This is a genomic window from Streptomyces sp. NPDC002463 (assembly GCF_042889835.1).
Taxonomy (GTDB): domain Bacteria; phylum Actinomycetota; class Actinomycetes; order Streptomycetales; family Streptomycetaceae; genus Streptomyces; species Streptomyces nymphaeiformis.
On record NZ_JBIARL010000027.1, the window covers coordinates 82138 to 106758 of the forward strand.

The window sequence follows — 24621 nt, forward strand, 5'->3', positions numbered from 1 at the left end:
CATCGGATACACGCGAAGACGCCTTGCCGTGGCCCCCGTCCCCAGTAGGGAGTGCCGTGCATCATCGTCGCGGTCCGGGCCCCGGACGAACCAGTCGGTCATGGGAGGGCGAGGAGCGAAACGGACTCGACCAGGTCGGCCCTCGCAGCGGCTTGGCCATGCGGGCAGGCCCGGACCACCTGCCTGCCCCCCCCCGCATCCGTCCGATAACCGGTTGCCCTGCCCGGGACCTTCCCCGATGGTGAGCAAGTGATCAAGACCGACGACAGGCCGCCGATCGACGCGGCCCGCTGGCTGTACCTCTACGAGAACGACTGCCCCGCCCCGACGGCGGCCGAACTGCCGGCCCTCGCCGCCGAACTGGCCGAGGCCCTGCGCCACCCCGATCCGGACATTCGCGACGGTGCTCCCTACGTGGTGCTGCGCACGTGGATCCAGAGGGACGTCGTCGACAAGCCGCTGCGCGCCCGGCTGGGCGCCGTGATGGCCGACCGGTTCGACGACCCCGAGATCCAGGCGCGCACCTTCGCCCCGCTCGTGCTCGACATGATCGTCGGCCGCGGCGACTTCGACCCGGCATGGCTCGCCGCCTTCCGGCGCTGGTTCCCGGCCGAGAAGGACCTGCGCGCGTACGAGCCCGGGCTCGGCTGGCTCCACGCCGTCGCGCACGGCGCCGATCTGCTGGGTGCCTTCGGGCTCCATCCGGAGGTCGACCCGAAGGAGATGCTCGCGCTGGCGGCGGAGCGGCTCGTGGTTCCGACCGACGAGCTCTTCGCCCAGCAGGAGGACGACCGGCTCGCCCAGGGAATTGCCCGCACGCTCACCCGGCCGGAACTCTCCGAGGCCGAGGCCGTCGGCTGGCTGGACGCGATCGAGACGGACTTCGCCGCCGGCCGGCGCGGCGTCCCCACCGTGGCCGCACACACCTCCAACGCCATGCGCACGCTGCGGATGCTGTACCTCCTCGCCGACACCGGAGTCCGGATCGACGGTGCCCCCGTGCGTCCGCCGCACGCGGAGGCACTGAAGCGACGCCTGACGCACGTGCTGGCCCTCACCTTCCGGGGGGCATGACGCGGGGGTGCCACCGCATGGTGAGGCACGCCCCCGGACGGGCCGGGGTGGCTCCGGAGTCGGCCCCGGACTCCTGCCTCGAACGCCAAGTGCCATGTAGGTGTGCCTTCGCTGGTCGGCGTGTATCTTCTCGACCGCGTCGCTGGTCACGGCATGGCAGCCGGTCGGGCTCGCCGGAGCCCGTGGTGTGTCTGGCTGGATTCGTACTTCGCGGATAGCTCGTTCAGGTCTGCTCTTTCAGGACGTTGGTTCCACTGTGTCCTCGGTGGCGAGCCACTGTGAACGGGGGCCGAAGGGGTTGTCGATGACGTACCGCCAGCGGCCGTCCGAGCCCCGCCGGGCGACGTCGGTAGCGGTGCCCTCGACGTGCACCGCCCGGCCGTCATGGCCGGTCCCATCGACAGCCCAGTCCACTATCAGCAGTGCCAGGTCTCCGTTGCGGTAGACGTGCCGCGGACGGACCGCGATGGGGACCCCGAGCTTCTGCAGGCGGCCGTTGGCGGCGTGCAGGTCCGGTCCGGTCACCGGCGTTCCCGGCTGCGAGACCAGCACCGCCCCGTCCTCGTAGACCTGTGCCAACGCGGTGGAGTCGCCGCTGTTGAACCGCTCGGCGAACACTGCGGGCACCTCTTCGGGCCGATCGGCCAGTTCTCGCATGATCGACAGACGTCCTTCCGTGCCGGGAGAATCGAGTGCCCTTACACGTTAGGAGGAGATCTCGTGGCTCACCGAACGGTTGGTCACCCGGCAGGGCTGCCCAATGACCCACACGCGAACGTTGCGGCGCCCACTCCCGCCTGCCCAGTGGAGATCACGCTGGCGGCCCTGCACGGCCGCTGGACGACGCTGGTGGTTCGCGAGCTGCTGCGCGGCGACCGTTCTTACAGCGAGCTGCGCGTGGCCCTGCCCACGTTGTCGGACAAGGCGCTGTCCGACCGGCTGGCACAACTCGGCGAGGCCGGAGTCGTCGAGCGCGACCGCCGCCCGGGCTGGCCGCCGCGGGTGCGCTACGCGCTCACCCCGCGTGGACACCGCCTCGGCCCGGTCCTCCAGGCCCTGTGGGACTGGGGAGCAGAGGCCCCAAGAGACGGCGGGGCTTGAGATGAGCCGTGGGACAAGTCCTCTTCGATGACCGGCCCGCAAGGCCAGCCGTGACACCAGGGTTTGCGGTGTTGTCGCAGGATTCCTCAGCGACTTCGAGCAACACTCCTGTCACGCCCTGCCGGGATCGGTCACATCGTGATCACGCGTGCGGCACCAACCTCATGAGATGGCACGTTCTGTGGCCGGCAGGGGTGTGTGGGTTCCAGGCCGAGGAGGTCGGACAGGTGGTAAAGGATCATGCGGCCGGTGGGCCGCACTCTCTGGTTGCCCGGATACAGCCCCTGCATCTTCTGGTCGCCCCCCGAGGGCCCGGCGGACCTGGCGTTCGATCAGACAGAACAGCAGCAGGGCCAGGCAGATCACCGTGATCAGTGCGGCGCGCGCTTGTTGTCCTGCACGAAGATGGGGGTGACGGCCAGCGGGCCGTTGAAGTCGCCGTACCGGCGCTCGACCTTGGCCTGGCCTTTGTGGCGGCGTAGCACTTCGCTGGGATCGGCCTGTTCGGGGGTGAGGGTGGTCAGCAGCGCGTACCAGCCGTCGACGGCGGCCCCGGCCTGGAGCACGTCCTGATCGAAGTGCCAGGACAGGGCGGGTCGTCCGTTTTCGTCCGTGGTGATCTCGGTGTGCAGGCAGCCGACAACCCTGCGGTGCGGGTGATCACGCCTATGCGTGCGGCAACCTTCTCTGCGGTGTTGTAGTAGCGGCCTCCGGCCGAACGCTGGAGCTTGTCGAGGCCCTCGCGGGCCTTGGAAGGGCGGCGTAGACCGCGTCGTCGACTTTGGAAGCGGGGGCCGGCGCGATGAAACCGGTCCCGGCCTTGATCAGGGCGGTGACGTTGCCGTAGGAGATCAGCTTGGAGTCAGCGATCAGCAAGAACTCCTTCGGTCCGGCCATCGCGCGCAGACGGTTCATGGTGCCGGTGATCCGGGAGATCTCCGCGGCTCCGCCGTCGATGACGCGGGACAGCAGCGGGATACCACCGTCGCCGGTCACCGCCAGGCCGGCCTGGATCTGCTTGAGGTCGTAGCGGCGGTCCTTGGGATGCCCGTGCTTGATGCGGGGATACTCCTCATCCTGGTCATCGGCCGGGTAGGCGCCATACAGCGACATGGGCGTCATGCCCCAGTGGAACGCGGACACATCGATGCCGAACTCGCCGATCGCCCGGCCCCCGATGCTGTCGGTGAGTTCCGTCAGGTGCGGGGCGATGGCATCCAGGGCCGGCCCAGACGGTCGTCGTGGAGCAGTTCCACCCGACTCAGCTAACCGCGAAGAACGGAGCTAGACGGGTGGCGACGGCGGAGGGTCGCCCGGAAAGGTCGCCTTCTGAGGGTGCTGTATGTCGCCGCTGCCGAGCAGGACGCGGGCTTGGACCTGCATCGGCTCGTCGCCGCGCCGGGAGAGCAGGACCAGCTCGTCGACCCGGGCCGTCATGGGGCCGAGGAGCGCTTCCGCCTTGCGGGCGAGGGGGTGCGGGTCCGTGGCACGGCCGAGGGACAGATGCGGGGTGAAGCCGTGCGAGTGCGATCCGCAGAGCGGGAAGCGGAGCTCGAGGGATTCCCGCAGCCGCGCCCAGGGCTCGTGGTCGGCGGCGGCCGGGTCGAGCCAGACGGTGGCGTCCTCGCGGTGCTTGAACCAGTGGACGCCCGCCAGTCGGGCGGTGAACGGTGGCGTCTCGGCGAGTGCCGCGGCGACCAGCGGCAGGGCCCGGGCGAACTCGGCCTCGGGGACGAAACCGAAGAGCACGTTGACGTGCGGCGGCCAGCGGCGGATCTGCCGATCGTGTTCGCGGCGGATGTGCTGGATCGGAGGCCACAACTCCGCGGGCGGCAGCCAGGCGACGGCGGTGCGGTTCGTCGACGGGACGGCGAGGATGTCGCCGGGCGCCGGGGCGGTCACGGGACCGACCTGCCCGAGGAGGGTTTCGTCGAGGCGGTCGATGCCGTGGGTGCGGTCCCAGACGACCCGGCCGTCCGCTTCGAAGAACATCACCCGGTGCCAGGGAATCTCCCCGCCCGGTACGAAGTCGCCGAGCAGGACCCGCTTCGGCGGGGCCCCGCGCTCGGCGATCCCCATCACGAACCGCTCGGGGTCGAAGCGTGGGTCCCAGAGCACCCGGTGGTAGATCTCGTCGCTGGTGTGCACGTCAGTACCTGTCCTCGACTATCAGCGTGACGCGCGCCTGGTCGGCCCTGCAATTTCAGCGCCCGGCCCGCGCCCGCCTCGCCGCGGCCGCGGCCGGAGAGCGAAAGACCGCGGCGGTTTCCGCCCCGGAACCCGAACTCGGACACCGGAGAGTAACGGACCGGCCGGTTACTGCCCGGTTTTGGTGAGACACACCGGGGCGCGCAGGCCCAGGACGAGCGTCGGCGCCCGATACGGGTGGAGGTGATCAGCTGTCCTCCGGCGCCTGTCGACCGGCTCCCCACACCCGCGGGGGTGGGCGCGACGACAACCTGGGCCCCTCACCGCGGCCGCCTGCTCCGCGTACGCGCGGGGATGGTCGCTGTTCCCATGGGGGAGGCCTCTCGCCCCTCGCGGTGGTGTGCGGTCGGACGGGTCTCGGCGTGCATGGTGGTGTCAGGGCATGGTGCCGGCGGGCCGGTGTTCCGGGCTCGTGAGGGCCGGGCGCGGGTGAACTATCTTGGGCGGCAGCGAGATGAGAAGGAGACACTCCGTGGCATCCGGGCAGCAGGCGCGTGCACAGGCAGCCGCGATCACGCCGGGCAGGCGTTCGTCCGAGGCCGGGGCCGAGGGCGGGACGACTTCTCCCGCAGAGCGGGTGCGGGCGCTGTTCGGCGGGCACCGGCTGTCTCCCGCGCAGCGGCGTATCGCCCAGTTCCTGACCGATCACCTCACCGAGGCCGCGTTCCTGTCCATCACCGAGCTCGCGGAGCGCGTGGGGGTCAGTCAGCCGTCCGTGACCCGGTTCGCCTCGTCGCTGGGATTCAGCGGCTACCCCGCGCTCCGGGAGGCGCTCCAGCCCATCGCGCTCAGCGCGGTCGCCGGGGCACCGGACGAGGGGGAGGAGCGGCATCGTAACGAGCTCCAGTCGGCCATCGACGCCGAGATCGAGAACCTGACGTCGCTGCGGCGCGCCCTCGCCGACCCCGACCGGATCGTCGACATCGGCCGTGAGCTGGCCCGGTCCGTCCCCCTGACGGTCGTCGGGCTGCGGATCTCGGTCTCCCTCGCCGAGTATTTCGCGTACGCCGCGCGGCGCATCCACCCTGATGTCCGGGTGGTCACGCGGGGTGGCAGCGTCGCCTTCGACGGGCTGCTCCAGGCGCGCGAGGCGGGTGGCACGTGGGTGCTGGCCTTCGCGATGCCGCGGCACGCCAAGGAGACCCTCGCCGTCGTGCGTGCCGCCCGCGGTGTCGGGCTGCGCGTCGCGCTGATCACGGATCTCGCGCTCGGGCCGCTGGTCGACGAGATCGACGAGGTGTTCACCGCGGGCACGGGCTCGCGGCTCGTCTTCGACTCGTACGCGGCGCCGGGGGTACTGTCCGCGGCCATCCTCCAGGCCATGGCGGACGCGGACCCGGAGCGTACGCAGACTCGGCTGGAGAAGTACGAGCACGCGGCGGAACAGCACGATTTCTTCCTGGACGACTGAGACCGGCTGTAACCGACCGAGACGACCCGGTCGGCTTCCGTCTTCGCATGATCGTTTGGCATGAAAATTTTCATACCCTTGCCTACTTGGCGGTATATATATTTACTGCAGAGGCCCCACGGGCTCGACCGGAACATCGGAGGCCGCCCCCTCCTCCTCAGACGACCCCGATGTTTCGACGGTCCGCGCCGCGTCATCGCGGGTGCTCTGTGGCGGCTCCGATCAACCCCTGGGTCGGAGCCGCCATGCAGAGCCACACCCCGACGACCGGCCCGGATCCAGGGGCGGGCGCTGCGCTGCAGTCGGACTCTTGTAATGGCGCCTGCCCACGACGACCGGGCGGCGTGTCTGGGGCATGACCGCCATGCGGCGTGACCCGCCCATCTCCGATCACGGAATGATCAGAGCCCTCCAGGTCCACTGCCCTGACCTTCTCTGACGGCGTCATCGACTGGTTCTGCGCCGCGTTCCTCGACTCCCCGGGAATGGTCCCGCGCGGGGAGGGGGGCGGCTGCTGACCATGGGGAGTGTTTCCGGGCTCTGAGAGCTTCTCAGGCTTTTCTCCCTGCTGGGGAACATCGCCGAGAGGCGCGTGACGTATGTGCGGGATGTTCCCGTGGCCCGGCCCACTTGGACCGGCAGCGTCACCGTCTTGGCTTGGCTGTCCTGGTCGTCGTCTCGCTTCGTGGATCGGTGTGATCGTTCATCGGGGAAAGGGCTGGGTTGTTCACGTCAGGGCTGGCAGCATGCGGTGACATGACAGACGACAGAGCCAGTGGGTTCCAGGCTGGTCAGACGGGGCTGATTGTCCGGATTCCGGAGGCGGGGCCATCGGTCCGCGGGTGGCGTGAACTGTTTGACCCCTCCGCCCGGGCCGGGGTCCCCGCCCATGTCACCGTACTCTTCCCGTTCCTCGACGAGGGAAGAATAGATGCACTTGTCCACTCCACGCTGGCGGACGTGCTGGGCAGGCACCCGGCCTTCGACCTGCGGTTCGAGAGACACGGACGCTTCCCGGGCGTGCTCCATCTCGTCCCGGAGCCCGACACGCAGTTGCGGCACCTCACGGAGGCGATCGCTGATCGTTGGCCTGAGGCTCCACCGTATGGCGGCCGATTCGCTGAGGTCGTGCCGCATCTGACCATCGCTCAAGGTCGGGAAGACGCCGTGCTGGAGGAGATCGAGGCCGATCTCGCCGCCAGGCTCCCCTTCACGGCTCACGTCTCGTCGGTTGAACTCATCGTTCACGACGGAACGAAGTGGCAGGAACGAGCATCGTTCGCACTCGGAGGATGAAGCAGGTCGCGAGCATGTTCTTGGCCGCCCTGCTCGGCCGTGTCCGTCAGCCGCGCCACGGCAATCGCCGCTCTCGCCCGAGCGGCGAGGTGCTGCTCGGCTTCGAGGGCTCACGGCCCGCGTGCTGACCACCCGCGGTATCCGCATCAAGAGACGCGCCTACCCGGGCCCGTGGCGGCTGGTCGACGGTCTGCCGGAAGCTCGGTCTCAGCTCTCGGACGGCGCGCCGCCTCCTTGGCGCTGCCGCCGGCGGTGTTTGCGCATGGATACCTGTGAGCCGCAGCCAGTGCTGCAGTACAGGCCCTTCCCGTTGCGGGTGCGGTCGAGGAAGCCGAAATGGCATGGGGGGTTGCGGCATGCCTTGATGCGTCCCCAGTCGCTGCTCTGCGCAAGCGTCGTCACCGCGGCCAGGACGGTTCCGAACGCGCGTGGCACCCCCGCCTGTGGCGAGGCCAGCTCTGCACCGTCGGCCGTGATCACCGTCGCCAGCGGGTAGAGCGAACCCACACGTCGCAGGTGCCGTTCTGCGCGCAGCAGCGGCTCACCCAGACTTTCCTCGTCACCCGTGTGCGCGAGCAGCACCGTCACCAGGGCATCACGCAGCTCGCGCGCGACCGCGGCGTCAGCGTCGGTCACCACGGGGTCGCCACCGAACTCGTCGCGCTCCGCCAGCCATGCCGCGAACGAGTCCCCGTCCCCGAACAGCTCTCGGCGACCCGATCCATCCGTGCGCGTGTTCACGAACGCGAGAACGGTCTCCACCGTCGGCGTGACGGTGCGAGGACTGGGTTCGGGGGAGCCGGCTGCCGAAGTGATCACATTCCCACAGTACATCAGCGCGAACGGCCCTAATCCAGATAGTAGGCAACCTACCCGGCCGATCTCGTTGACTAGTTGTGATCTAACGACTTACGGTCGCAACATGACCGGAACATTCAACCATCAGACCCACCTCCGCACATGGCTGATCACGGGCGCGACGTCCGGCATCGGCCGCGAACTGACGCTCCAGGCGTTGGAGAACGGCGACAGCGTCTCGGCCCTCGCCCGCGACACCTCCTCCCTGGACGAACTGTCGCGAGCACACGGTGAGCGCCTGCTTCTCATCCCGGCGGACGTACGTGACGAGCGAGTCGTCCGGGACGCGGTGGAAGGCACGCTCGCACGCTTCGGCCGCATCGACGTCGTGGCCAACAACGCGGGATACGGACTGTTCGGAGCCGTCGAGGAAGCATCGGACACGCAGGTCCGGGCCGTCTTCGACACCAACGTCTTCGGAGTGCTCAACGTGCTCCGCGCCACGCTGCCGGTGCTCCGCGCCCAGCGGTCCGGGCACATCCTCCAAGGCTCGTCGGTCTACGGGCAGTCCGCCCATCCCGGCGTGGGTCTGCTGGCCGCCACCAAGTACGCGGTCGAGGGGCTGTCGGACGCGCTCGCGGCCGAGGTCGCACCGCTCGGCATCAAGGTCACGATCATCCAGCCCGGGATGACCGCGACCCCCTTCCTCGCCAACCTCGACGTCGCAGCCGTCCTGGGTGACTACGACCAGACCGTCCGCGAGGTCCACAAGGGCATCGCAGAGCTGCCGGCGTCCGCGTTCTCCGCCGCGGCACGGATCGCCGCGGGCATCCGGACCGCGGTCGACAGCCCCAACCCTCCGCTGCGCCTGGCCCTCGGCGCCTCCAGCGCGACGGCCATGCGCCCCGCTTTGGAGGCACGGATCGAGGACCTGGACAGCTGGCGGCATGTGACCGACGCCGTCGACAGACGGTAAGCCACGAATCCCACGGGGAACATGATCATGGCGGAGACGGCCCGGCCCTCCTCACCGCCCGGCCATGACCAGGGGGTCTGGGCCGGAGAGACGGCAGATCGCTTCGACCCAGACCCCTGCACCACCACTGCTCCGCGCGTCGCCGCATGGCCTCAGCTCCCCACTCGGCGAGGCGTGCTCTGGTCGGACTGCGCCGAGATCGCAAGATCGTCCCTGGTGTCCGGCGGTCTGACCCGCCCTGGCGGGATGCGTGAATGACGGTGCCGCAGCCCCGAGCGACGTGGAACGCGTGGGGACGACAGCTTCGACGGACGCGAACCCGATCACTGTCCTGGTGACCTTTGCCGGCGGACCGGCCGACGGCCGAACGGACATCTTCGGCCGGCCGAAGCGACCGGCCGGGCGCCGTCGTCTTCTCGCTCGATAGGGCCGGCAGGCAGCAAGGCCGCTCGACAGTGCTCTCGATGAGCGGCCGGTGGTGGGCGCCCAGCTACCCTGTGGTGGTGTGACTGGGTCTGCGCTGCTTCCGCTGTTGTTCCTCGACGTCGACGGACCGCTTATCCCGTTCGGGGCGGAGCCGCAGCAGTATCCGACCTATGAACTCGGTCCTGATCTGCGTGGGGCCGATGCGAACCCGCTCCTGGCCAGGATCGATCCTCAGCATGGGGCCAAGCTGGCCGTGCTTCCCTGTGAGGTGGTCTGGGCCACGACGTGGATGGATGAAGCGAACGAGTGCATCGCTCCGTTGCTCGGTCTTCAGCGGCTCGCCGTGGTTGTGTGGCCGGAGCCGTCAGACGTCGATGACCAGGACGAACGCGATGGGCTGCACTGGAAGACCCGTGCACTGGTGGACTGGGCGGCAGGACGGCCGTTCGTATGGGTCGATGACGAGGTCACGGACGTGGATCGGGCCTGGGTTGCCGCCCATCATGGGGGAGGCGCCCTGGTCCACCGGGTTGATGCCCGCCGTGGTCTCACCGATGGCGGCTATGCGGCTCTCGCCGCGTGGCTGCGACAGCCGTTCGGCGAGAACCCGTGGTGATCAGCCGGCCCCGGCAGCTTCGGCTCGGGCTCGTGTGCCGGCGAATCGGTAGGAGTCGGGACCGGTCTGCTCCCCGCACCGAGGGGGTGGTGTTGCTCTCGTTCGCTTCCAGGAGCGGTGTCTGTCTGCCGGTTTGGGCAGCTGCCGTGGATCCACCGGCTTCGGGACGCTTACGAGTTCTGGTTCTGGTCCGACTTCCGTGGAGGTCTCACACTCTGCAACGTCGCGGGATGGGACGGCCCTTCGTAACTCGCTGACAGACCTGTTTGGAATCATGTCCGCATGGACTTCGATCTCGCCCCACCGACCGGCGTCGGCCCGTTGCAGATCGGTATGACTCGGCAATCGGCCAACACGGCGCTGGACTCGCTCCGCGATCTCTCCGCACTCTCGGAGTCCGACCGGCCGGGTCAGCACGTCTTCCGCCCCAGTGGACTGATGATCAGTATCCACTGCATGCGAGACGTGCTCGAAGCCGTTGAACTCGGGAGGCCGTCGACTCAGACGGACAGAGTCGTCTTCCGCGGCCTGGACGTGTTCGCGCTCCCCGCCCGCGAGCTGGTGCAACGCCTGGGCGAGTACACCTCGATCGAGGCAGATCCCGACGACCCTGCGTGTTTCGTCGCCCCTGACCTGCTCCTGAGCTTCTGGCGCCCGTTCGCAGCCGACGACGAGCCAGAGGAAGAGCAGGGCTACTACTTCAGCTCGGTCCTGCTGGCGCGACCCGGCTACTACGACACCCCGGCTCAGGCTGCGGAGCGACTCCAGCAGGGCTTGTGAGGGGCTCAGCCCGAATGCCGGCAGGCTCTTCCCGGAGGAACCAGGCGTTCGTGCAGCCCTCGGCCATCGCTCGTGCAGGCACGGCCTGGAGCCGTCAAGCTTGGTCCTGGCTCTGCCGCTGCCCCTGGAACAGGCCTTCCGGCTTCGTGGCGCCCGTCAGCCGCTGAACGGTTCGGTAGGGCAAGCCGAGCCGGCGCCGGAGGGAGTGGCGGCCTTGCGTCGCGCCCGGGGGCGTCAGGCGCCGGCGATCAGCGTTCCGCCCATGGTGAGCATGGTCGCCGCGACGAGCCCGTCCAGTACGCGCCAGGCCTTCGGCCGGGAGAGGACGCCGCTCAGCAGCCGGGCGCCGAAACCGAGTGTGAAGAACCAGCTCAGGCTGGCCAGGGCCGCGCCCACGCCGAACGCCCAGCGCAGGTCGCCGCGGTCGGAGGCGAGCGAGCCCAGCAGCAGCACGGTGTCCAGATACACGTGCGGGTTCAGCCACGTCATCGCCAGGCACGTCAGGACCGCCCGGCGGGCCGAGCCGGCCCCCGGTCCGCCCGTGGTCAGGGCGGCGGCCGGGTCGGGGCGCAGTACGCGCCGGGCGGCGAGGACGCCGTAACCGAGCAGGAACGCCCCGCCCGCCAGGCCCACCGCGGTCAGCGCCGCCGGCCACGCCGTGACCACCGCACCCACCCCCGCCACGCCGAGTGCGATCAGTACCGCGTCCGACACGGCGCAGATCGCGACGACCGCGAGGACGGCGTGACGGCGGGCGCCTTGGCGCAGGACGAACGCGTTCTGGGCGCCGATGGCCACGATGAGGGACAGTCCGGTTCCGAATCCGGCGAGTACGGCGGCGATGAGGCTGCTGGTCATGGCTTCGACCGTAAGGACCGCGCTTCGACGCGTACAGCTAAAGATTCTTAAGTACCCTTAGCTCTACTTATGGACGAGCTTCCCCTGGACCAGGTCCGGACGCTGCTCGCGGTGGTCGACGAGGGCACCTTCGACGCCGCGGCCGCCGCCCTGCACGTGACACCCTCGGCCGTCAGCCAGCGCGTCAAGGCTCTGGAGCAGCGCACCGGCCGCGTCCTGCTGATGCGGACCAAACCGGTGCGCCCCACCGAGTCCGGCGAGGTGGTGGTGCGGTTCGCCCGCCAGCTGGCGCGGCTGGAACTGGACGCCCGCGCCGAATTGGGCATGGTGGCCGAGCAGGGCCCGGTCCGCATCCCGGTCGCGGTCAATGCCGACTCCCTGGCCACCTGGTTCCTGCCCGCGCTCACCCGGGTCCCGCAGGACCCGCCGATCTGCTTCGAGCTCTACCGCGAGGACGAGGCCCACACCACCGCCCTGCTGCGCGAGGGCCAGGTGATGGCGGCCGTGACCTCCTCGCCCGACCCGGTGGCCGGCTGCACGGTACGGCGGCTCGGCCTGGTCCGCTACCGGGCCGTGGCCGCACCCGAGTTCGCCGCTGTCCATCTCCGGGGGGCCCTGCCGGAGGACCTGTGCGAGGCCCCGACGGTGGTCTTCGACCGGCGCGACGGCCTCCAGGACGCCTTCGTCCGGTCCCTCACCCGGGGACGTTCCGGCGCGGGGCCGATCCGCCACCTGGTGCCCACGTCCGACGGGTTCCGGGACGCGGTGGCCTTCGGCCTCGGCTGGGGCATGGTGCCCGAACCGCAGGCGGAGCCGCTCCTGCGCTCCGGCCGGCTGGTGGAACTGGCGCCGGCGCGGCCCATGGACGTCCCGCTGTACTGGCAGCAGTGGAAACTGGACTCGCCCGCTCTGTCGACACTCGCCGAGGTGGTGGCGACGGCCGCCGCCGAGGCGCTGCTGACCGATCGGGGAAGCGCCTCGCCCGAGCAGTCATGACACCCCACGGTGCGTGGCTCGCGCTCGGCGCGATGACGCGCACCAGCAGGCGGCCCTGGTGCTGCGCTCCCACTCCGATGGCAACGGTGCACGGGCTTCGGCAGGATGAGGGCTCCCGCCCCGACGCAATCAGGGATGGGGAGGAGAGGCGTCAGCGGTGACCCAGCACGTTGACCACCCGTCCGTTGGGGTCGCGGACGAAGAACCGCCGTACACCCCACTCCTCGTCCTGCAAGGGGTGAATGATCTCCGCGCCGCTCGCCCGCATGACCGCATAAGCCGCATCCACGTCGTCCACCTCGACACTCATGTCGGGGGCGACAGGCGCGGTCTTGTCGCTGGTCATGACACTGATCTGCGCTGCCGGGCTGGACGGGGACGCGAGCGTCGTGATCCAACCGTGGTTCATGACCTCCTCGAAGCCCAACAGGCCATAGAACTCCCGGCTCTCCTGCGCGGCCCCCGACCGGATGTTGGGCACGACACGGCGAACTGCCATCGACGACTCCAAACAAGAACGAAGGTGTCTCTGCCTCACCAGCAGTACTACGCCACGACCGCCGCCGTACGGCTTTCGGTACACGCCCCAAAGCATGTCGCAGAAGGTTGTCTCCGGGCAGATCGGGGCCGGGTGCGTGGTGGTCCTGGCCATGCAGCGAGGGCGAGGATGTGCGTGTGGGCGACGGCCTGGATCCGGGTAGTGGACGGCCCCGGACCTTATGGGTGGGGATTCAGCGTGATCCAGCGCGGAACCCCGGGCGTTTGCCACAGGTGCCGTGGTGAAACCCGGTTCGGCGTCCGAGGGGCCCGGACGCCGAAAGGGCGGCAGCGCCACTGTCCTGCTGGTCGAGAGGAGGGCGGCCGGCCCTCGTGTGCCCTCGGTGTCAGCCGTGGTCGGTGGCGGGCTCGGTCGCGTAGTGGCTCATCGCGTCGATGTTGGCCCGTGGCGTCATCGGCCTGCCGTCGGCGAGCACGTCCTGGAGTTCTCGGAAGTACTGCACGTACAGGTCGGGGGTGAACGTGCTGAGCATGACGGCGGGTTGGTCGGTCACATTGGCGAAGGTGTGCGGGGTACCGGGCGGAACCATCACGAGCGTGCCCGTGGCGGCGTCGTGGTCCTCGTCCCCGACGGTGAACCGCACGGTGCCGGAGATGATGTAGAAGCCCTCGTCGTGTCGGGCGTGGCGGTGCTGCGGTGGTCCCTGGGTGTGCGGGGCGAGGACGGACTCGGCGATCGCGAGGCGGTGTCCGGTGTGGCTGCCGTCCTCCAGGACGCGCATGTGCGTGGTGCCCAGAACGATCGCCTCGCCGTCGCCGGGACCCACCACCGATACAGCGGGGTCGGTCTGCGGCTCGCTGGTCTTCGCTTCTTCGGTCATGCTCACAAGTGCACCGCCGGGGACCTGCCGGTGTCCAAGACCGATCCCGCGGAGGCGATACCCCGTGGGTATCGTTGCAGCGTGGAGCTACGGAGCTTGCGTTACTTCGTGGCGGTCGCCGAGGAACTTCACTTCGGCCGGGCCGCCGCCCGACTGCACATGAGCCAGCCGCCGCTGAGCCGGGCGATCAAGCGGTTGGAGTCCGATGTCGGGGCGCTGCTGTTCGCCCGTTCGCCTCAGGGGGTCACGCTCACTCCGGCGGGTTCGGTGCTGCTCGACGAGGCGCGGGCCCTCCTCGACCACGCCGACCGTGTCCGGGTACGCCTGAGCGCAGCTGCCGGCGTCGCGACCCTCACGGTCGGCATCCTGGGCGACGGCACCGACCGGGGGGTGGCCAGACTGGCCGCTGCCTACCGCCGAAGTCACCCCGGCATCGACATCCGCATCCGCGACACCGATCTGACCGACCCGACCTGCGGGCTGCGCGCCGGTCTGGTCGACGTCGCGCTGACTCGGGCGCCGTTCGACGAGACTGCCCTGACGGTACGTGTGCTGCGGAGCGATCCGGTCGGCGTGGTCCTGAACGCCGACGATCCGCTGGCCCGCCGCGACGGGCTGCGGTTGGCCGAGCTGAGCGACCGACGCTGGTTCCAGTTTCCGCAGGGCACCGACCCCATCTGGCAGTCGTACTGGAACGGTGGCAGGCCGCGCGAGGGTCCAGTGGTGCGTGCTGTCCAGGAGTGCCTGCAGGCCGTGCTGTGGAACGGAACGGTCGGCCTGGCCCCGCTCGGACACGACCTGCCGGCGGAGCTGGCCGCGGTGCCGCTGCTCGACATGCCGCCGAGCCGAGTGGTGGCGGTATGGAACGAGGGTGACACCAATCCATTGATCCGATCCTTCATCGAGATCGCGACCGCCGCGTACCGCCACTGAGGACCGGCAATCGGTGCTGCCGCGGCTCGCGAGCGACTTGAACGCCGTGGACCCGGCAACCCCTGGAGATCCTCCTTGCCGACGGCCGCGTACAGATCACAGGCATGGCAACCTCCGTCGACCACCGGCTGATGCCGACACACCAGACAAGCGTTGTCACATCTCAGGCTCTGGCTCGACTTCTGCGGAGTCGAGCCGGCACGCCAGTAGGACGCGCTTGCGCAGAAGCCGGAAGCCTGCCCGCCCGAACATCTGGCGCTGGAGCATCTTGATCCGGTTGACATGCCCCTCGACCGCGCCCGAGCTCGCCTTCCGAGGCGCGGCAGGCGACCGCGGGGGAAGCGTTGCTCGTTGGGATTCAGAAGGCCGGGCTCGTCACGTACATCCGGCGGACGTACCACAGCGGCCGGTGGAGAGGGCGGATGTCGCCGTCCTTGCCGCCCTGTGCGAGATCGTCTACGAGATTCCCATCAGCCGGCGGCAGAATCAGACGTTAGCTCGGAGGGGCCTGTTGTGACGGTTCCCGTCCACCGATCCGGTTTGTCGCTCGGTTCCCAGGCGATCTTCAGGGGTTGGCCGGCCAGCTCCTCGGCCTTGGTAAGCGCAGCTGTCTGAGCCTCGCGGATCTCGCTGTCGGCGCAGGGCTGGGCGAGGTAGCCGTCGACGATGCCGCCTGAGAAGTGCACGGCATAGCGCCACAGGTCAGGCGTGCGGTACAGGACGAAGCTCCTGGGCGTTCCGAGCCTGTCCCGCCAGTGCTTCTGTCTGTTCTTCATGCCTGCACGGTAGCGATGGCTGCCCGGAAGCCCCGGTGTGTTTCGACTCGGGTATCGTCCGTCCCGGCTGCAATCCCGGTGCTGCAAAGACGGGCGATCGGGCCACGGACGACCGGGAGTTCCGGTGGCCTGCGCCCGTACCAACGGTGGATCCGGGCATGCCTGATGGACGTTGCGAGGCTGCGATGGACGCAGTACGAAGCGCCAGGACAGCAAGCCTGGTCGAGGCGGCGCGCCCCGTCTGGGCCGACGGTCGCGACGGTGAATCCGGCGGCACCTGACATCCACACCCAGCGCGACACCGGCCGAACGCTGTCCTGGAAACTCTCGCGTCGTCGAGTACCCCATCAACCGGATCAAGATGCCAAGGGACCAGATGATCGGCCGCACCGGCTTCGACGTCCTGCGCAAGCGCGCCCTGCTCGCATGCCGAAGCCTGCGATCTTGCACGGCAGAAGTAGCTGTACCGGCTCCACGTACAGATCGTTCCCGGACGGCCTGCGCCCAAGGAGCAGCGCGAGACGCCCCTCCATGGCTGTGAACCACTCATCGAGGTCCGCAGCGGCGTCGTGGAAGAACCAGGATTCGAAGCTTCCCAAGGCATCCAGGTCTGGTTCGGGCTCGTAGCGGAGCTCGCAGTGAACCTGCACGTAGTGGTCGTGCTCGCCGTCGTCGTCGGTGACGTCGAACTGCCGCGTGAGGTCCACGGTGAACATCGGTCGCCGCTGAAGGCGTACGTGCCGTATGGAAAGAGCAAGCCGTCGGAGTCGGGCCTGGGCGCTGTGTCAAAGCGCCTCCGCCCGAAACGCATGAAAGCGAGCCATGCACTCCGAGTGGTTTCAGGGCGACGTGCTTGTGCGTGAAGGGCGGAGCTTGACGCCTGTCTCAGCGGCGGGTTGCAGCGTGGTGACCGCCCCAGCGGACCGGGTTGGACGGCCATTGAGCAGCCTATGGATCACTGCGGTGATGGCGTCGCGGTCAGTGGCCATCATGGGGTTCCTCGGTGTGGTCGTGGGCGTTGGCGATGCGTTCCAGGCGGTCGAGCTCGTGCTGTTCGCGGGCGTGTCGGAAGGCGGGGGCCAGCGGGTCATCGACGAGCGGCCGTAGCGGGTCGTCTGGACGTGTCGGTGTTCTTCGCAATCGGAGTGTCTTGCGAGACGGGGATTCCGATGCCGCCAGCTCGTCACGTTCACTCAGATGGGCACGGGCTGTACGGTCAGCGCTTTGCCTGGATGAAATCCCATGGTGTACCCCGCCGCCCGACGGGATCATCAGTTGCCGCCGTGCCGCGCCAGGGACGGCGGTCGTTCATGTGCCTTGCCGGGAGGAAGCCCGTATGACCCTTGTGCCGATGGTCCGACACGTGTTCGGTGACGGCCCATTCGCCGAGATCGGAGAACCCGCTCTGGCCGTCGTCGACGAGCGCTCGCGGACGGTCGCTGTGGGTGGGGACCTCGGACATGTCCAGTGGAGTGGCAGCGGGACCGCGGACTCCCGGTGGACGGGGCATCGGATCGGTGTCTATGAGCAGGACGGGCTGCGGTGTCGGCATCTGGTGCGGTCTTGGTACCCCGTTCGCTCTCTCGCCTTCCATCCCGTTCTTCCCCTGTTGGCCGTTGGTACGGGGCGCTACGACGGCGGCTACTCGTTCGAAGGCGAGTTGCTGCTGATCCACCTGGACTCCGGCGACGTGGTGTCCGCGCTGCAGTACCCGCGGGAGGTCATCAGCGTGGAATGGCGCAGTGGGACGGCACTTCATCTGGTCTTGGCGCCGTGTGACGACTGGGAGAACCCGCAGGCACATAAGCAGGGGCATGCGGTCGTTGTGGCGCGCCCGGACTGGGGTGCCGTCGAGCAGGGGGCGATCGGTGCCGAGGAGCTGGCCGCCCCCGCGGAACCGGTCGACCAGCCGGACCACAGCGCGGACGCCCGCCGAATCCTCACGGACCTCGCGGTCCCGGCCGGCCGACAGTGGTCCGTGCGCCGGAGGGTGTGGGCTGTCGAAGGCACGGAGGACGGCCGCGTGCTGGCCGCTCTGGACGGAATCCTGGCGGAGTCGTGGCTGCCGTCGGGAGACCTGCAATGGGCGGTCGAGGACGAGGAAGGCGGCCGACAGCTGCTTCTGGCCTCCGACGGCACATCGGTCTGGACTAATGCCGAACGCCGCAGTCGCCGCAAGGGAAGGCGCTGGGAGACGTCCGCACCCCGAGTCGCCCGGATCGCCGTCGACACAGGGCAGGTGCTGGAGACTCTGAGCCCGGGCGTGTTCACGGTTCTCGTCGCAGGCGGCCAGAGGACGATCCTGAGGCCGTTGGACGGCCGCCGCAAGAATCCCGAACGGCTGCTGATGTTCGACCTCGACGGTCCGGTGAACGGTCCGGAGGTCGGCCACTTCGACCTTTTCAATCACTCGTTCGCCGTCCGTCGCGCGAGCCGCCCGTGCATCCTGGTCGGTACTGACCCGGACGAGCCGCACAGGGACAAGTGGGTCACCGCCCTGGGCTCCGACGGGACATTGCGGCGGCTTTTCCCGCACTCCTGGGTACCGGCAGAGCACCATTTCGGGGGCCCCGCGGTCGAAATCGGACAGTCCCTGGTCCATGCCGGCACTGTCCACCACGGCCACGGGCTCCAACCCGGTGGGGCCTACACAGTGCGGCGATCCCTGAACGGCGCAGTGCAGTGGCAGCATCGCACCGATCATCCCGCCACCGCCCTGGACACAGACGGGGACACCGTCTACGTGGCCGACAACTCCGGCGCCCTGACAGCACTGGACGCCACCGACGGATCGGTGCGATGGAACACCGCGCTCGAGGTCGAAGGAGCACCAACCACAGCGCTGTCCCTCGCTGTGACACCTCAAGGGCACTTGCTCATCGGGACCGTCGACGGCCGGATCCTGGAGTGTCCGCCTCGACCCTGAAGTCTGAGCGGGGAGAGGCGCTCGCGCGGGGATGGTCCCCAGGCGGCGCCGGAAGGGCACGCCGCGAGCAGTCGCTCCCTGCTCGCGCGGGATGGTTTCCGTGAAACTGTTCGGTGGGGACGTGCTGACTTCTGAGCCCCACTCGTGTGGGGACGGGGGGTGAAACGGGTGAGTTGGCATGTTCAGGTGTCTCTGGAGGAGCGTGTAGGACGTTGAAGAGGCGAGCCGCTGGATGGGACGAGTGGTCCTGTTCGGCGGCTGTCGGCGTCGGACCGCTCCGGTTCGGTATGACCGTCGAGGAGGTAGCCGAGGCGGCTGGGATGTTCGGCCAGACGGAGGTCGGAGATTGCGCACGGGACTGCGCGATCTTCTCGCTGACGTGGAAGGTCGAAGTTCACCGTCGCCGGGGGAGGGAGGCTGCTTCTCCGCCTGCTGTCACGGCCTATGTGAGCCGAGCTGTGGGACTGTTCTGCGTCGCTGCCGACGCCGTGAAGGGCCCCCAGGTCGCGTTCGACGGACTGCCGCTGGTCGGGAGAGATCTGTCGGAGCGGGAAAGCGACGCAATCGCGTGTGCCGAGGCAATGGACGTGCACCTTCGCTGCACGCCCGAGGGCTACGCAGGACCGGATGATCCCGGGGTCGTCATGCGCGGGCAACCAGTCGGGCGGGTTCTCCGATCGCGTCCGTTGTTCATGGTGACGCGCGACGGCGCGAATACCGAAGGGGACTCGATGCCCTCCGAGGAGTACGGCGTCATCGGCCAGTCCACGGCCTGACGTGGTGTGACCGATGCCGCGGGGCGGAGGAGATACGCCCGAATACGCCAGGCTGCTCGGGTCCATCGGATCCCCGAGCTGCCGGCCGGGGACCGCGAGGCCGTGCTGCGGCTGTTGGCGCGGGCGCGCTGGGGCTGATCCGCCTCCCCGCTCGCGCGAGCATGGCCCCAGGCGCCGGAGCTGGGTGATGGCCCTTGGCCTGTTCCCTGTCTCTGGGAGGCTCACAGCAGGACCCCCACCAAAAGTAGTGAGCTCGACCTGGTCAAGGGTCAGCGCCGCGCACGAGGCTGTCGGATGGCGGGACGCGGTCAGCTGCGTAATCGCATGCGATAAGTCTGGCGACGTCGGCGATCACCTCCGGAATACTGGTCGCCCATGGATGAGGTCAAGGTCGTCGTCGCCCATTCCGAGCGCGCAACCCTGCGCGTCGGCGACGTGTTCCTGAAGGTGGACGCCGATCAGGCGCGTATCGACGTCGAGGTCGAGGCGATGTCCCGCGCGCCGGTCCCGACCCCGAAGGTCCTGTGGCGCAAGCCGTCCGTGCTTGCGATCGCCGCGCTCCCAGGGACGACGCTCGGGCGCCTCGGCGGGCCGTCGAGCGGGTCGTCGGCGGCGTGGGCTGCGGCGGGGGCCGCCATCCGGAAGCTGCACGAAGCGCCGCTGCCGCCCCGCCCCGGCCGGGCCGGGCGGAGCATCGTCGCGCTGGCGGCGGAACTCGACGACGAGTGCGAGTTGCTCGTGACGAACGGCGTCCTGCCCGCCGACCTGGTCACCCGTAACCGCCAGGTCGCCGAGGCCGCGCTCCGGCCGTGGACTCCGGCGTTCACACACGGCGACCTGCAGATCGCGCACGTCTTCGTCGACGGCGACGAGGTCACGGGCATCATCGACTGGTCCGAGGCGGGCCAGGGCGATGCCCTGTACGACCTCGCCACCTTCACACTCGGACACGAGGAACACCTCGACGACGTCCTCGCCGGCTACGGCACCGACATCGACCTCGACGTGATCCACGCCTGGTGGTCGTTGCGAAGCCTGCTGGCAGTTCGCTGGCTGATCGAGCACGGCTTCGACCCGTTCGCACCAGGCTGTGAGGTCGACGTGCTGAGATCCCGGGTGTGAGGCTACGCGGGTACGACTGCTCCGTATGCGTTCTGACGCATCGAGAAGGCCGTCCTCGGGCGATCGCCCGCCCTCACCCTCAACCAAGTGTGGTGCGCAGTCGTCGCCGGCGGATGGGGGTCCCGCACACTCCGCCTCAGCGTCGGACCGTCACGCCCAGCCGATGCCCGGCTTCCGCAGAGCCTCCGGGAGCTTCAGCGCATGGTGAGCTGTTCGTGTTCGGGCAGGTCGAGGTGGACGAGCCGGCCCTGGGGCAGGAAGGCGCCGAGCTCATGCGCCTCCTGGGCGCTGCGGACCAGGATCAGCTCCTCCGCGAGCGTGGGGCAGGCGGCGATCAGGCCGGGGCAGGGCCGCACGGTTCCGTACGGCGTCCGTCGCCTGCCCGGCACGTAGACGGGGACGCCGCGGGCGTACGGCGTCCCCATCGCCGGCTCTCCGGGATCTCCATCCGCAGAGCCGAGGTCCGCCACGCGTACTCGGCGACGGCGGCGAACAGCTCCGAGATCTGCTCCGGCGACAGCGGGCCCACCACGCCCTCGCCGTTGCCAGATCCTGACGCTCCTTCTCCTCGCGCTCGGCCTGCTCGCGCGCCAAACGCGCTTCGCGTTCCACCCGCTCCTGCTCCCGGTGCGTGTGCTCCTCCGCCCACCGGCGCCTCATCTGTTCCATGTAGACGCGGTACTCCTCCTCCCGTATCAGCCACAGGCGCGCAGCCTCCTGGGCCTTCCGCGCCCGTTCCTGCTCCTCCCGCTCTTTTCGGCGCCGCTCCGCAGCCTCTTCCCGCTCTTGCTTTCGTGCCTCCCGCTCGGCCCGCTCGGCTTCCTGCCGCTGTCGCATCGCCTCGTGCTTGTCCTGATCGACGGTCGATTTCCGCGAGGCCCACCACCGATCCCGCTTGAACCGTCGCTGCTCGCCCTTCACCACCCGGTACACCCGCCGATACCGGGGCAGCATTTCGGCGGGCATGACCTGCCTCGCCAACGCCCAGCGTACGAACCGCTCCAGCGGCTCCTCACGGAACTCCCACCGCCCACTGAGGTAGGCGAATCCTGCGAGCCCGTCGTCCGCCACCCACGGCTGCTCGCGTTCCTGCGGAGCGCGGACCCGGACGGCCGGCACCGCGTTGATCCACTGTGACGGCCGGACATCCGGCGACACCCGGCACACCCGAATCCCTTCGGCGGAGTACCGATCGGTGCGGGCGGCGATGTCGTCCGCGGTGATCGGCGACAACTGCGCCTCCCAGGCCATGCGCCTGCTCCCGTCTGTGGACGAGGCCATGACGTCCGCCCGCCAGGATCCGTCCTCGGCCGGCACCTCCAGGGCCGCGAACCACCCGGCCGCCCGGATCGCGCCAGCCATCTCCGGCCTTCCGGCTCGCGCTACTCCCCGTTGATGAGCCGGTTCTTGATCTGGAGCAGATTGTCGAGCGCGGTGAAGATGTGTCCGAAGGCTGTGCTCATGTCCTGCATCGCGGGAGTGAACCAGGCATCGACGACATTCGCCCCGTGCCGCGTCCTGAGGTACGCGAGCGCGACACGGTCGACGATCGTGTTGTCGAGAGCGGTGCGCAGGTCGGCCACGGACCTGAGACCGAGGTTCTCCTGGAAGATGTCGTCAGGGTGACAGCTGTTCGCCAGAGCCAGGATCTCCTGCTTGTACCGGCCGAAGAGCTCGGCGTTGTCGTCGTCGCCGTTTCCTGAGGGCACGGTCCCGTAGAGCGCGTGGCGTCGACGGGTGTTCAGAGTGGCGATCAGGTCAGGGGTGAGCTGATTCGCCGCGGTTGCCGCTGCCTGCACCCGGAGGCGCATGAACGCCACCGTCGCGTCGTCCTGGTTCATCCCGTCGCCCTGTGTCGGGCGGAGCCGTTGAGCGAGTGCCCCGCCATTCGCCCTGCAAGCGGCTTTGAACTCGGTGGCCAGGGTCGAGACGTCATTGAAAACGTGTTCCCCCTGCGCGTGATCGACTCCGGCCGTACTGTTGTTCTGCCCGATCACCCGCTGGACCTCGACCTCCCCGGACCCGGCCCGCCGCCCCCGGTCGTCGGCGAGGGCGCGGGCGACCACCGTAGGGGCCGGACCGCTCATCACGCGGGTGGCGTTGGCCTCCGCCTCGCGCTCGTAGCGGTCGGAGGGGTCGGAGACCTTGAGCCCGGCGCCGTTGTCGGTACCGGCGACCGGGCCCTGGCGCTGCTGGATGATGTGGGTCAGCTCGTGGGCGAGGGTGTGCTTGTCGCCGCCGCCGGCGCCGATGACGACATGGTTGCCGGAGGTGTAGGCGCGGGCGCCGACCTCGGCCGCGGAGGCCTTGGCCGCGCTGTCGTCGTGGACCCGGACGTCGGAGAAGTCCGCGCCCAGCCGGGACTCCATGTCGGTGCGGGTGGCGTCGTCGAGGGGGTGGCCGGAAGTGCGCAGCACGTCGTGGACGGCGGACCGCTGCACCGCGGCCCGCTCGCCCGCCTGGTGGCCGCAGCCGGCCGAGTGCTGGTGCTGCTCCTGCGCCCAGGCATGCCCGGCCTGGCGCAGGAGCTGGATCAGGGCCGTGTTCCCGGCGGTGCGCTGGATGTCCAGCCCGGCGGACGGGGCAAGCGGGACTCGTGCCGCGGCTTGCTGGTGGGCGCGGTCAGGATCCGGGGACTGGCGGTCGGCTTGGCGGGCCATGGAGGTGGCGCCTTTCCGTGGAGACGGTCAGATTCCACCCCACGACACAGCCTCGGACCGGCCGGAGGAATGCCTTGACGGACAGGAGAGAGGGCAGTGCTCACTGCCCGAGCGCCCCAGACCGGACCGGGCCGACGGGGCGAGGTCGACCGCACCCTGAGCGGCCGCACGCCCACCGGAGCCGCCACGCCTGCCACCGCCGGCCGGCATCGTCTGGGCGGCGGTCCGGCCCACCGCCCCGCGCCGCCGGTATCCGCCCGTACAGAAAACACCCGGCTCCTGCTGCCCGACGACGGAGCCGGATAGGAAGGGCCCTCAGGTATCTACCTGAGGTCCCTTCCTGCGATGTCAGCGACGGATGCTGACCGTGACGCTGATGCCGCCGGCGGCGAAGGCGGTCGCACCGATGGCGGCGGCCGGTCCGGCCGCCTCGGAGTGGCCGGTCAGGGCGAGGGCGACGACGGCGACCAGGGCGACGAAGCCGACGATCAGCATGGCCACCGCCGCACGGCGGGACGGGCCCGAGGGTGTGGGCCGGGGTTCGGGCGTAGGCGCCTCAGGGGTGCGGCCTTCTGTGTATCGAAGCTATCCGGCGAGCCCCTACCGTGCACCCTCGCGTACGGCCCCAAGGGAGAGCCGGTCCCGTCGTGCTCGGGGAAGCGACGGGTCCGGCCCCGGCCCCGGAGGCACCCGTCCTGCAGTGGGGTGTCCATGACGACCGTACGAACCCTTGTCGGTTCCAGCAGCTTCTGATGGACCGACAGCGCAAGACGTGACCCCAACAGGCGCTTGCAGAGTCCCCACCGGCCGGCAGGCGGGTCAGGCAGCGGGAGTGCGCTGCGTGGGGGATCGGTGGATAGCAGCGTGCGTCTGACTCCTGCGGCCTTCATCAGAGGTGTCGGCTCCGCGGTGACCGGCGGTCCGGGCGGGGTGTCAGCGGCCGTCGCGGCGCCATTCGTATCGCCACACCGCGTCGAGTTCGTGCTCGTGAGGGGTGCCGGGCGGCGCCGGGGGAAGGCGGCGCGCCCCGTCCACGCACCGCTCGTCGTCGTGGAGGGCGAGCCCGTACACGGCGACGACCTGTACTTGGCGGTCCGCGTCGTCAAGCAATGCGGCCATGGCATCCGCGAAGACGAGATCGCGGTCCCTGCCCTGGGCAACGGTGAAGCAGGCGCTCCGCCGCACCACCGCGTCCGGGTCCGTCATCAGTACCAGTAGTGCCTCACGAACATCACCGGAGAAGACGGGTGGCTCGGACCATGGGACAAGCCCCCGTGCCACCGCGCATCGGACCTGGGCGTCAGGGTGGCCGACGTAGCCCAAGAGGGCCGCGTCGGCACGCGGGTCGGAGTGCTCCCCGAGCGCGACCAGTACTTCTGTGAGGACCGCGAGGTCCTTCTCCTCGGTCGACCAGTGAGGATTTTCAGCGTTGACGCTCCAGAGTGAGGACGGCGGCGGCGATGGCCGTCATGCGGTTGGGGCTGCAGCGGGCTTTGCGGAAGATGCGCC

The 24621-nt window shown here is 69.4% G+C and carries 26 protein-coding genes and 2 pseudogenes; 13 read left to right on the forward strand and 15 right to left on the reverse strand.

What is annotated here, in order from left to right:
* The first annotated feature begins 249 nt into the window (after positions 1-249).
* Complete coding sequence (locus ACFYX3_RS36910; RefSeq protein ID WP_389023422.1) at positions 250-1074, forward strand: DUF2785 domain-containing protein; 825 nt, start codon at positions 250-252, stop codon at positions 1072-1074.
* A 237-nt stretch (positions 1075-1311) separates the two neighbouring features.
* On the opposite strand, the gene ACFYX3_RS36915 is transcribed toward ACFYX3_RS36910, so the two are convergent.
* Complete coding sequence (locus ACFYX3_RS36915) at positions 1312-1731, reverse strand: YybH family protein (protein WP_389023425.1); 420 nt, start codon at positions 1729-1731, stop codon at positions 1312-1314.
* A 147-nt stretch (positions 1732-1878) separates the two neighbouring features.
* Here ACFYX3_RS36915 and ACFYX3_RS36920 point away from each other — a divergent pair, with 147 nt between their 5' ends.
* On the forward strand, positions 1879-2175 hold the full coding sequence (locus ACFYX3_RS36920; protein ID WP_389023428.1) for a winged helix-turn-helix transcriptional regulator: 297 nt from the start codon (positions 1879-1881) through the stop codon (positions 2173-2175).
* Positions 2176-2546: 371 nt separating this feature from the next.
* Here the strand turns inward: ACFYX3_RS36920 and ACFYX3_RS36925 are convergent, their stop codons facing one another.
* The 3 genes from ACFYX3_RS36925 to ACFYX3_RS36935 all read right to left on the reverse strand — a co-directional run bounded on the left by ACFYX3_RS36925 (position 2547) and on the right by ACFYX3_RS36935 (position 4323).
* The gene (locus tag ACFYX3_RS36925) at positions 2547-2741 is read right to left on the reverse strand and encodes a hypothetical protein (protein ID WP_389023431.1); all 195 of its coding nucleotides are present in this window, start codon (positions 2739-2741) and stop codon (positions 2547-2549) included.
* A 100-nt stretch (positions 2742-2841) separates the two neighbouring features.
* Positions 2842-3297 (reverse strand): hypothetical protein, encoded by a 456-nt coding sequence (locus tag ACFYX3_RS36930; protein WP_389023434.1) that lies wholly within the window; start codon positions 3295-3297, stop codon positions 2842-2844.
* Positions 3298-3459: 162 nt separating this feature from the next.
* Positions 3460-4323 (reverse strand): RNA repair domain-containing protein, encoded by an 864-nt coding sequence (locus ACFYX3_RS36935; RefSeq protein WP_389023437.1) that lies wholly within the window; start codon positions 4321-4323, stop codon positions 3460-3462.
* A gap of 532 nt (positions 4324-4855) precedes the next feature.
* Between ACFYX3_RS36935 and ACFYX3_RS36940 the strand changes: the two genes are divergently transcribed.
* On the forward strand, positions 4856-5794 hold the full coding sequence (locus ACFYX3_RS36940) for a MurR/RpiR family transcriptional regulator (RefSeq protein ID WP_389023440.1): 939 nt from the start codon (positions 4856-4858) through the stop codon (positions 5792-5794).
* 756 nt (positions 5795-6550) lie between these two features.
* The gene (locus ACFYX3_RS36945; protein ID WP_389023443.1) at positions 6551-7090 is read left to right on the forward strand and encodes a 2'-5' RNA ligase family protein; all 540 of its coding nucleotides are present in this window, start codon (positions 6551-6553) and stop codon (positions 7088-7090) included.
* Positions 7091-7297: 207 nt separating this feature from the next.
* Here the strand turns inward: ACFYX3_RS36945 and ACFYX3_RS36950 are convergent, their stop codons facing one another.
* The gene (locus ACFYX3_RS36950; protein WP_389023446.1) at positions 7298-7909 is read right to left on the reverse strand and encodes a CGNR zinc finger domain-containing protein; all 612 of its coding nucleotides are present in this window, start codon (positions 7907-7909) and stop codon (positions 7298-7300) included.
* Between the two features lie 103 nt (positions 7910-8012).
* On the opposite strand from ACFYX3_RS36950, the gene ACFYX3_RS36955 reads away from it, so the two are divergent.
* The 3 genes from ACFYX3_RS36955 to ACFYX3_RS36965 all read left to right on the forward strand — a co-directional run bounded on the left by ACFYX3_RS36955 (position 8013) and on the right by ACFYX3_RS36965 (position 10686).
* Positions 8013-8864: an SDR family NAD(P)-dependent oxidoreductase gene (locus tag ACFYX3_RS36955; RefSeq protein WP_389023449.1), complete on the forward strand. Its 852-nt coding sequence runs from the start codon at positions 8013-8015 to the stop codon at positions 8862-8864.
* A 505-nt stretch (positions 8865-9369) separates the two neighbouring features.
* The gene (locus tag ACFYX3_RS36960) at positions 9370-9906 is read left to right on the forward strand and encodes an HAD domain-containing protein (protein ID WP_389023452.1); all 537 of its coding nucleotides are present in this window, start codon (positions 9370-9372) and stop codon (positions 9904-9906) included.
* A gap of 282 nt (positions 9907-10188) precedes the next feature.
* Positions 10189-10686 (forward strand): hypothetical protein, encoded by a 498-nt coding sequence (locus ACFYX3_RS36965; protein ID WP_389023455.1) that lies wholly within the window; start codon positions 10189-10191, stop codon positions 10684-10686.
* A 234-nt stretch (positions 10687-10920) separates the two neighbouring features.
* Here the strand turns inward: ACFYX3_RS36965 and ACFYX3_RS36970 are convergent, their stop codons facing one another.
* Positions 10921-11544, reverse strand: a complete 624-nt coding sequence (locus ACFYX3_RS36970) for a LysE/ArgO family amino acid transporter (RefSeq protein ID WP_389023458.1) — start codon at positions 11542-11544, stop codon at positions 10921-10923.
* A 69-nt stretch (positions 11545-11613) separates the two neighbouring features.
* Here ACFYX3_RS36970 and ACFYX3_RS36975 point away from each other — a divergent pair, with 69 nt between their 5' ends.
* Complete coding sequence (locus ACFYX3_RS36975) at positions 11614-12540, forward strand: LysR family transcriptional regulator ArgP (RefSeq protein ID WP_389023461.1); 927 nt, start codon at positions 11614-11616, stop codon at positions 12538-12540.
* Positions 12541-12691: 151 nt separating this feature from the next.
* Here the strand turns inward: ACFYX3_RS36975 and ACFYX3_RS36980 are convergent, their stop codons facing one another.
* On the reverse strand, positions 12692-13039 hold the full coding sequence (locus ACFYX3_RS36980) for a VOC family protein (RefSeq protein WP_389023464.1): 348 nt from the start codon (positions 13037-13039) through the stop codon (positions 12692-12694).
* Positions 13040-13424: 385 nt separating this feature from the next.
* The gene (locus ACFYX3_RS36985; RefSeq protein ID WP_389023467.1) at positions 13425-13919 is read right to left on the reverse strand and encodes a cupin domain-containing protein; all 495 of its coding nucleotides are present in this window, start codon (positions 13917-13919) and stop codon (positions 13425-13427) included.
* Positions 13920-14015: 96 nt separating this feature from the next.
* On the opposite strand from ACFYX3_RS36985, the gene ACFYX3_RS36990 reads away from it, so the two are divergent.
* Together ACFYX3_RS36990 and ACFYX3_RS36995 are read left to right on the forward strand one after the other, a co-directional pair.
* On the forward strand, positions 14016-14852 hold the full coding sequence (locus tag ACFYX3_RS36990; protein ID WP_389023508.1) for a LysR family transcriptional regulator: 837 nt from the start codon (positions 14016-14018) through the stop codon (positions 14850-14852).
* A gap of 314 nt (positions 14853-15166) precedes the next feature.
* Positions 15167-15369: pseudogene (locus ACFYX3_RS36995) on the forward strand (hypothetical protein); the annotation flags it as partial.
* Here the strand turns inward: ACFYX3_RS36995 and ACFYX3_RS37000 are convergent.
* Positions 15323-15628 carry a hypothetical protein gene (locus ACFYX3_RS37000; RefSeq protein WP_389023470.1) on the reverse strand — a complete coding sequence of 102 codons (306 nt, stop codon included), beginning with the start codon at positions 15626-15628 and terminating at the stop codon, positions 15323-15325. The pseudogene ACFYX3_RS36995 and the gene ACFYX3_RS37000 sit on opposite strands and share 47 nt — an antisense overlap.
* Positions 15629-15984: 356 nt before the next feature.
* Positions 15985-16344, reverse strand: a complete 360-nt coding sequence (locus ACFYX3_RS37005) for a hypothetical protein (protein ID WP_389023473.1) — start codon at positions 16342-16344, stop codon at positions 15985-15987.
* A gap of 620 nt (positions 16345-16964) precedes the next feature.
* On the opposite strand from ACFYX3_RS37005, the gene ACFYX3_RS37010 reads away from it, so the two are divergent.
* From ACFYX3_RS37010 to ACFYX3_RS37020, 3 genes are all read left to right on the forward strand, one after another.
* Entirely contained in the window at positions 16965-18554 is a 1590-nt protein-coding gene (locus ACFYX3_RS37010; RefSeq protein WP_389023476.1) for a PQQ-binding-like beta-propeller repeat protein, read from the forward strand.
* Positions 18555-18766: 212 nt separating this feature from the next.
* Complete coding sequence (locus ACFYX3_RS37015) at positions 18767-19330, forward strand: hypothetical protein (RefSeq protein ID WP_389023479.1); 564 nt, start codon at positions 18767-18769, stop codon at positions 19328-19330.
* Positions 19331-19705: 375 nt separating this feature from the next.
* Complete coding sequence (locus ACFYX3_RS37020) at positions 19706-20452, forward strand: phosphotransferase family protein (protein WP_389023482.1); 747 nt, start codon at positions 19706-19708, stop codon at positions 20450-20452.
* A gap of 194 nt (positions 20453-20646) precedes the next feature.
* On the opposite strand, the gene ACFYX3_RS37025 is transcribed toward ACFYX3_RS37020, so the two are convergent.
* The 5 genes and pseudogenes from ACFYX3_RS37025 to ACFYX3_RS37045 all read right to left on the reverse strand — a co-directional run.
* Positions 20647-20877, reverse strand: coding sequence for a hypothetical protein (locus ACFYX3_RS37025; protein WP_389023485.1), 231 nt, complete (start codon positions 20875-20877; stop codon positions 20647-20649).
* Between the two features lie 957 nt (positions 20878-21834).
* A complete protein-coding gene (locus ACFYX3_RS37030; protein ID WP_389023488.1) occupies positions 21835-23112 on the reverse strand; it encodes a DUF4157 domain-containing protein in 1278 nt (425 codons plus the stop codon).
* A 348-nt stretch (positions 23113-23460) separates the two neighbouring features.
* The gene (locus ACFYX3_RS37035) at positions 23461-23613 is read right to left on the reverse strand and encodes a hypothetical protein (RefSeq protein WP_389023491.1); all 153 of its coding nucleotides are present in this window, start codon (positions 23611-23613) and stop codon (positions 23461-23463) included.
* A gap of 432 nt (positions 23614-24045) precedes the next feature.
* Positions 24046-24318 (reverse strand): hypothetical protein, encoded by a 273-nt coding sequence (locus ACFYX3_RS37040; RefSeq protein ID WP_389023494.1) that lies wholly within the window; start codon positions 24316-24318, stop codon positions 24046-24048.
* A 217-nt stretch (positions 24319-24535) separates the two neighbouring features.
* Positions 24536-24621: pseudogene (locus ACFYX3_RS37045) on the reverse strand (IS5/IS1182 family transposase); the annotation flags it as partial.

Coding starts and splice junctions, on each gene's coding strand:
- ACFYX3_RS37030 (WP_389023488.1), bottom strand. CDS start 23,112: ATGGCCCGCCAAGCCGACCGCCAGTCCCCGGATCCTGACCGCGCCCAC.
- ACFYX3_RS36930 (WP_389023434.1), bottom strand. CDS start 3,297: ATGACGCCCATGTCGCTGTATGGCGCCTACCCGGCCGATGACCAGGAT.
- ACFYX3_RS36945 (WP_389023443.1), top strand. CDS start 6,551: ATGACAGACGACAGAGCCAGTGGGTTCCAGGCTGGTCAGACGGGGCTG.
- ACFYX3_RS36955 (WP_389023449.1), top strand. CDS start 8,013: ATGACCGGAACATTCAACCATCAGACCCACCTCCGCACATGGCTGATC.
- ACFYX3_RS36975 (WP_389023461.1), top strand. CDS start 11,614: ATGGACGAGCTTCCCCTGGACCAGGTCCGGACGCTGCTCGCGGTGGTC.
- ACFYX3_RS36970 (WP_389023458.1), bottom strand. CDS start 11,544: ATGACCAGCAGCCTCATCGCCGCCGTACTCGCCGGATTCGGAACCGGA.
- ACFYX3_RS36980 (WP_389023464.1), bottom strand. CDS start 13,039: ATGGCAGTTCGCCGTGTCGTGCCCAACATCCGGTCGGGGGCCGCGCAG.
- ACFYX3_RS37010 (WP_389023476.1), top strand. CDS start 16,965: ATGACCCTTGTGCCGATGGTCCGACACGTGTTCGGTGACGGCCCATTC.
- ACFYX3_RS37025 (WP_389023485.1), bottom strand. CDS start 20,877: ATGGGGACGCCGTACGCCCGCGGCGTCCCCGTCTACGTGCCGGGCAGG.
- ACFYX3_RS37000 (WP_389023470.1), bottom strand. CDS start 15,628: ATGAAGAACAGACAGAAGCACTGGCGGGACAGGCTCGGAACGCCCAGG.
- ACFYX3_RS36915 (WP_389023425.1), bottom strand. CDS start 1,731: ATGCGAGAACTGGCCGATCGGCCCGAAGAGGTGCCCGCAGTGTTCGCC.
- ACFYX3_RS36965 (WP_389023455.1), top strand. CDS start 10,189: ATGGACTTCGATCTCGCCCCACCGACCGGCGTCGGCCCGTTGCAGATC.
- ACFYX3_RS37020 (WP_389023482.1), top strand. CDS start 19,706: ATGGATGAGGTCAAGGTCGTCGTCGCCCATTCCGAGCGCGCAACCCTG.
- ACFYX3_RS37040 (WP_389023494.1), bottom strand. CDS start 24,318: ATGACGGACCCGGACGCGGTGGTGCGGCGGAGCGCCTGCTTCACCGTT.
- ACFYX3_RS37005 (WP_389023473.1), bottom strand. CDS start 16,344: ATGTTCACCGTGGACCTCACGCGGCAGTTCGACGTCACCGACGACGAC.
- ACFYX3_RS36985 (WP_389023467.1), bottom strand. CDS start 13,919: ATGACCGAAGAAGCGAAGACCAGCGAGCCGCAGACCGACCCCGCTGTA.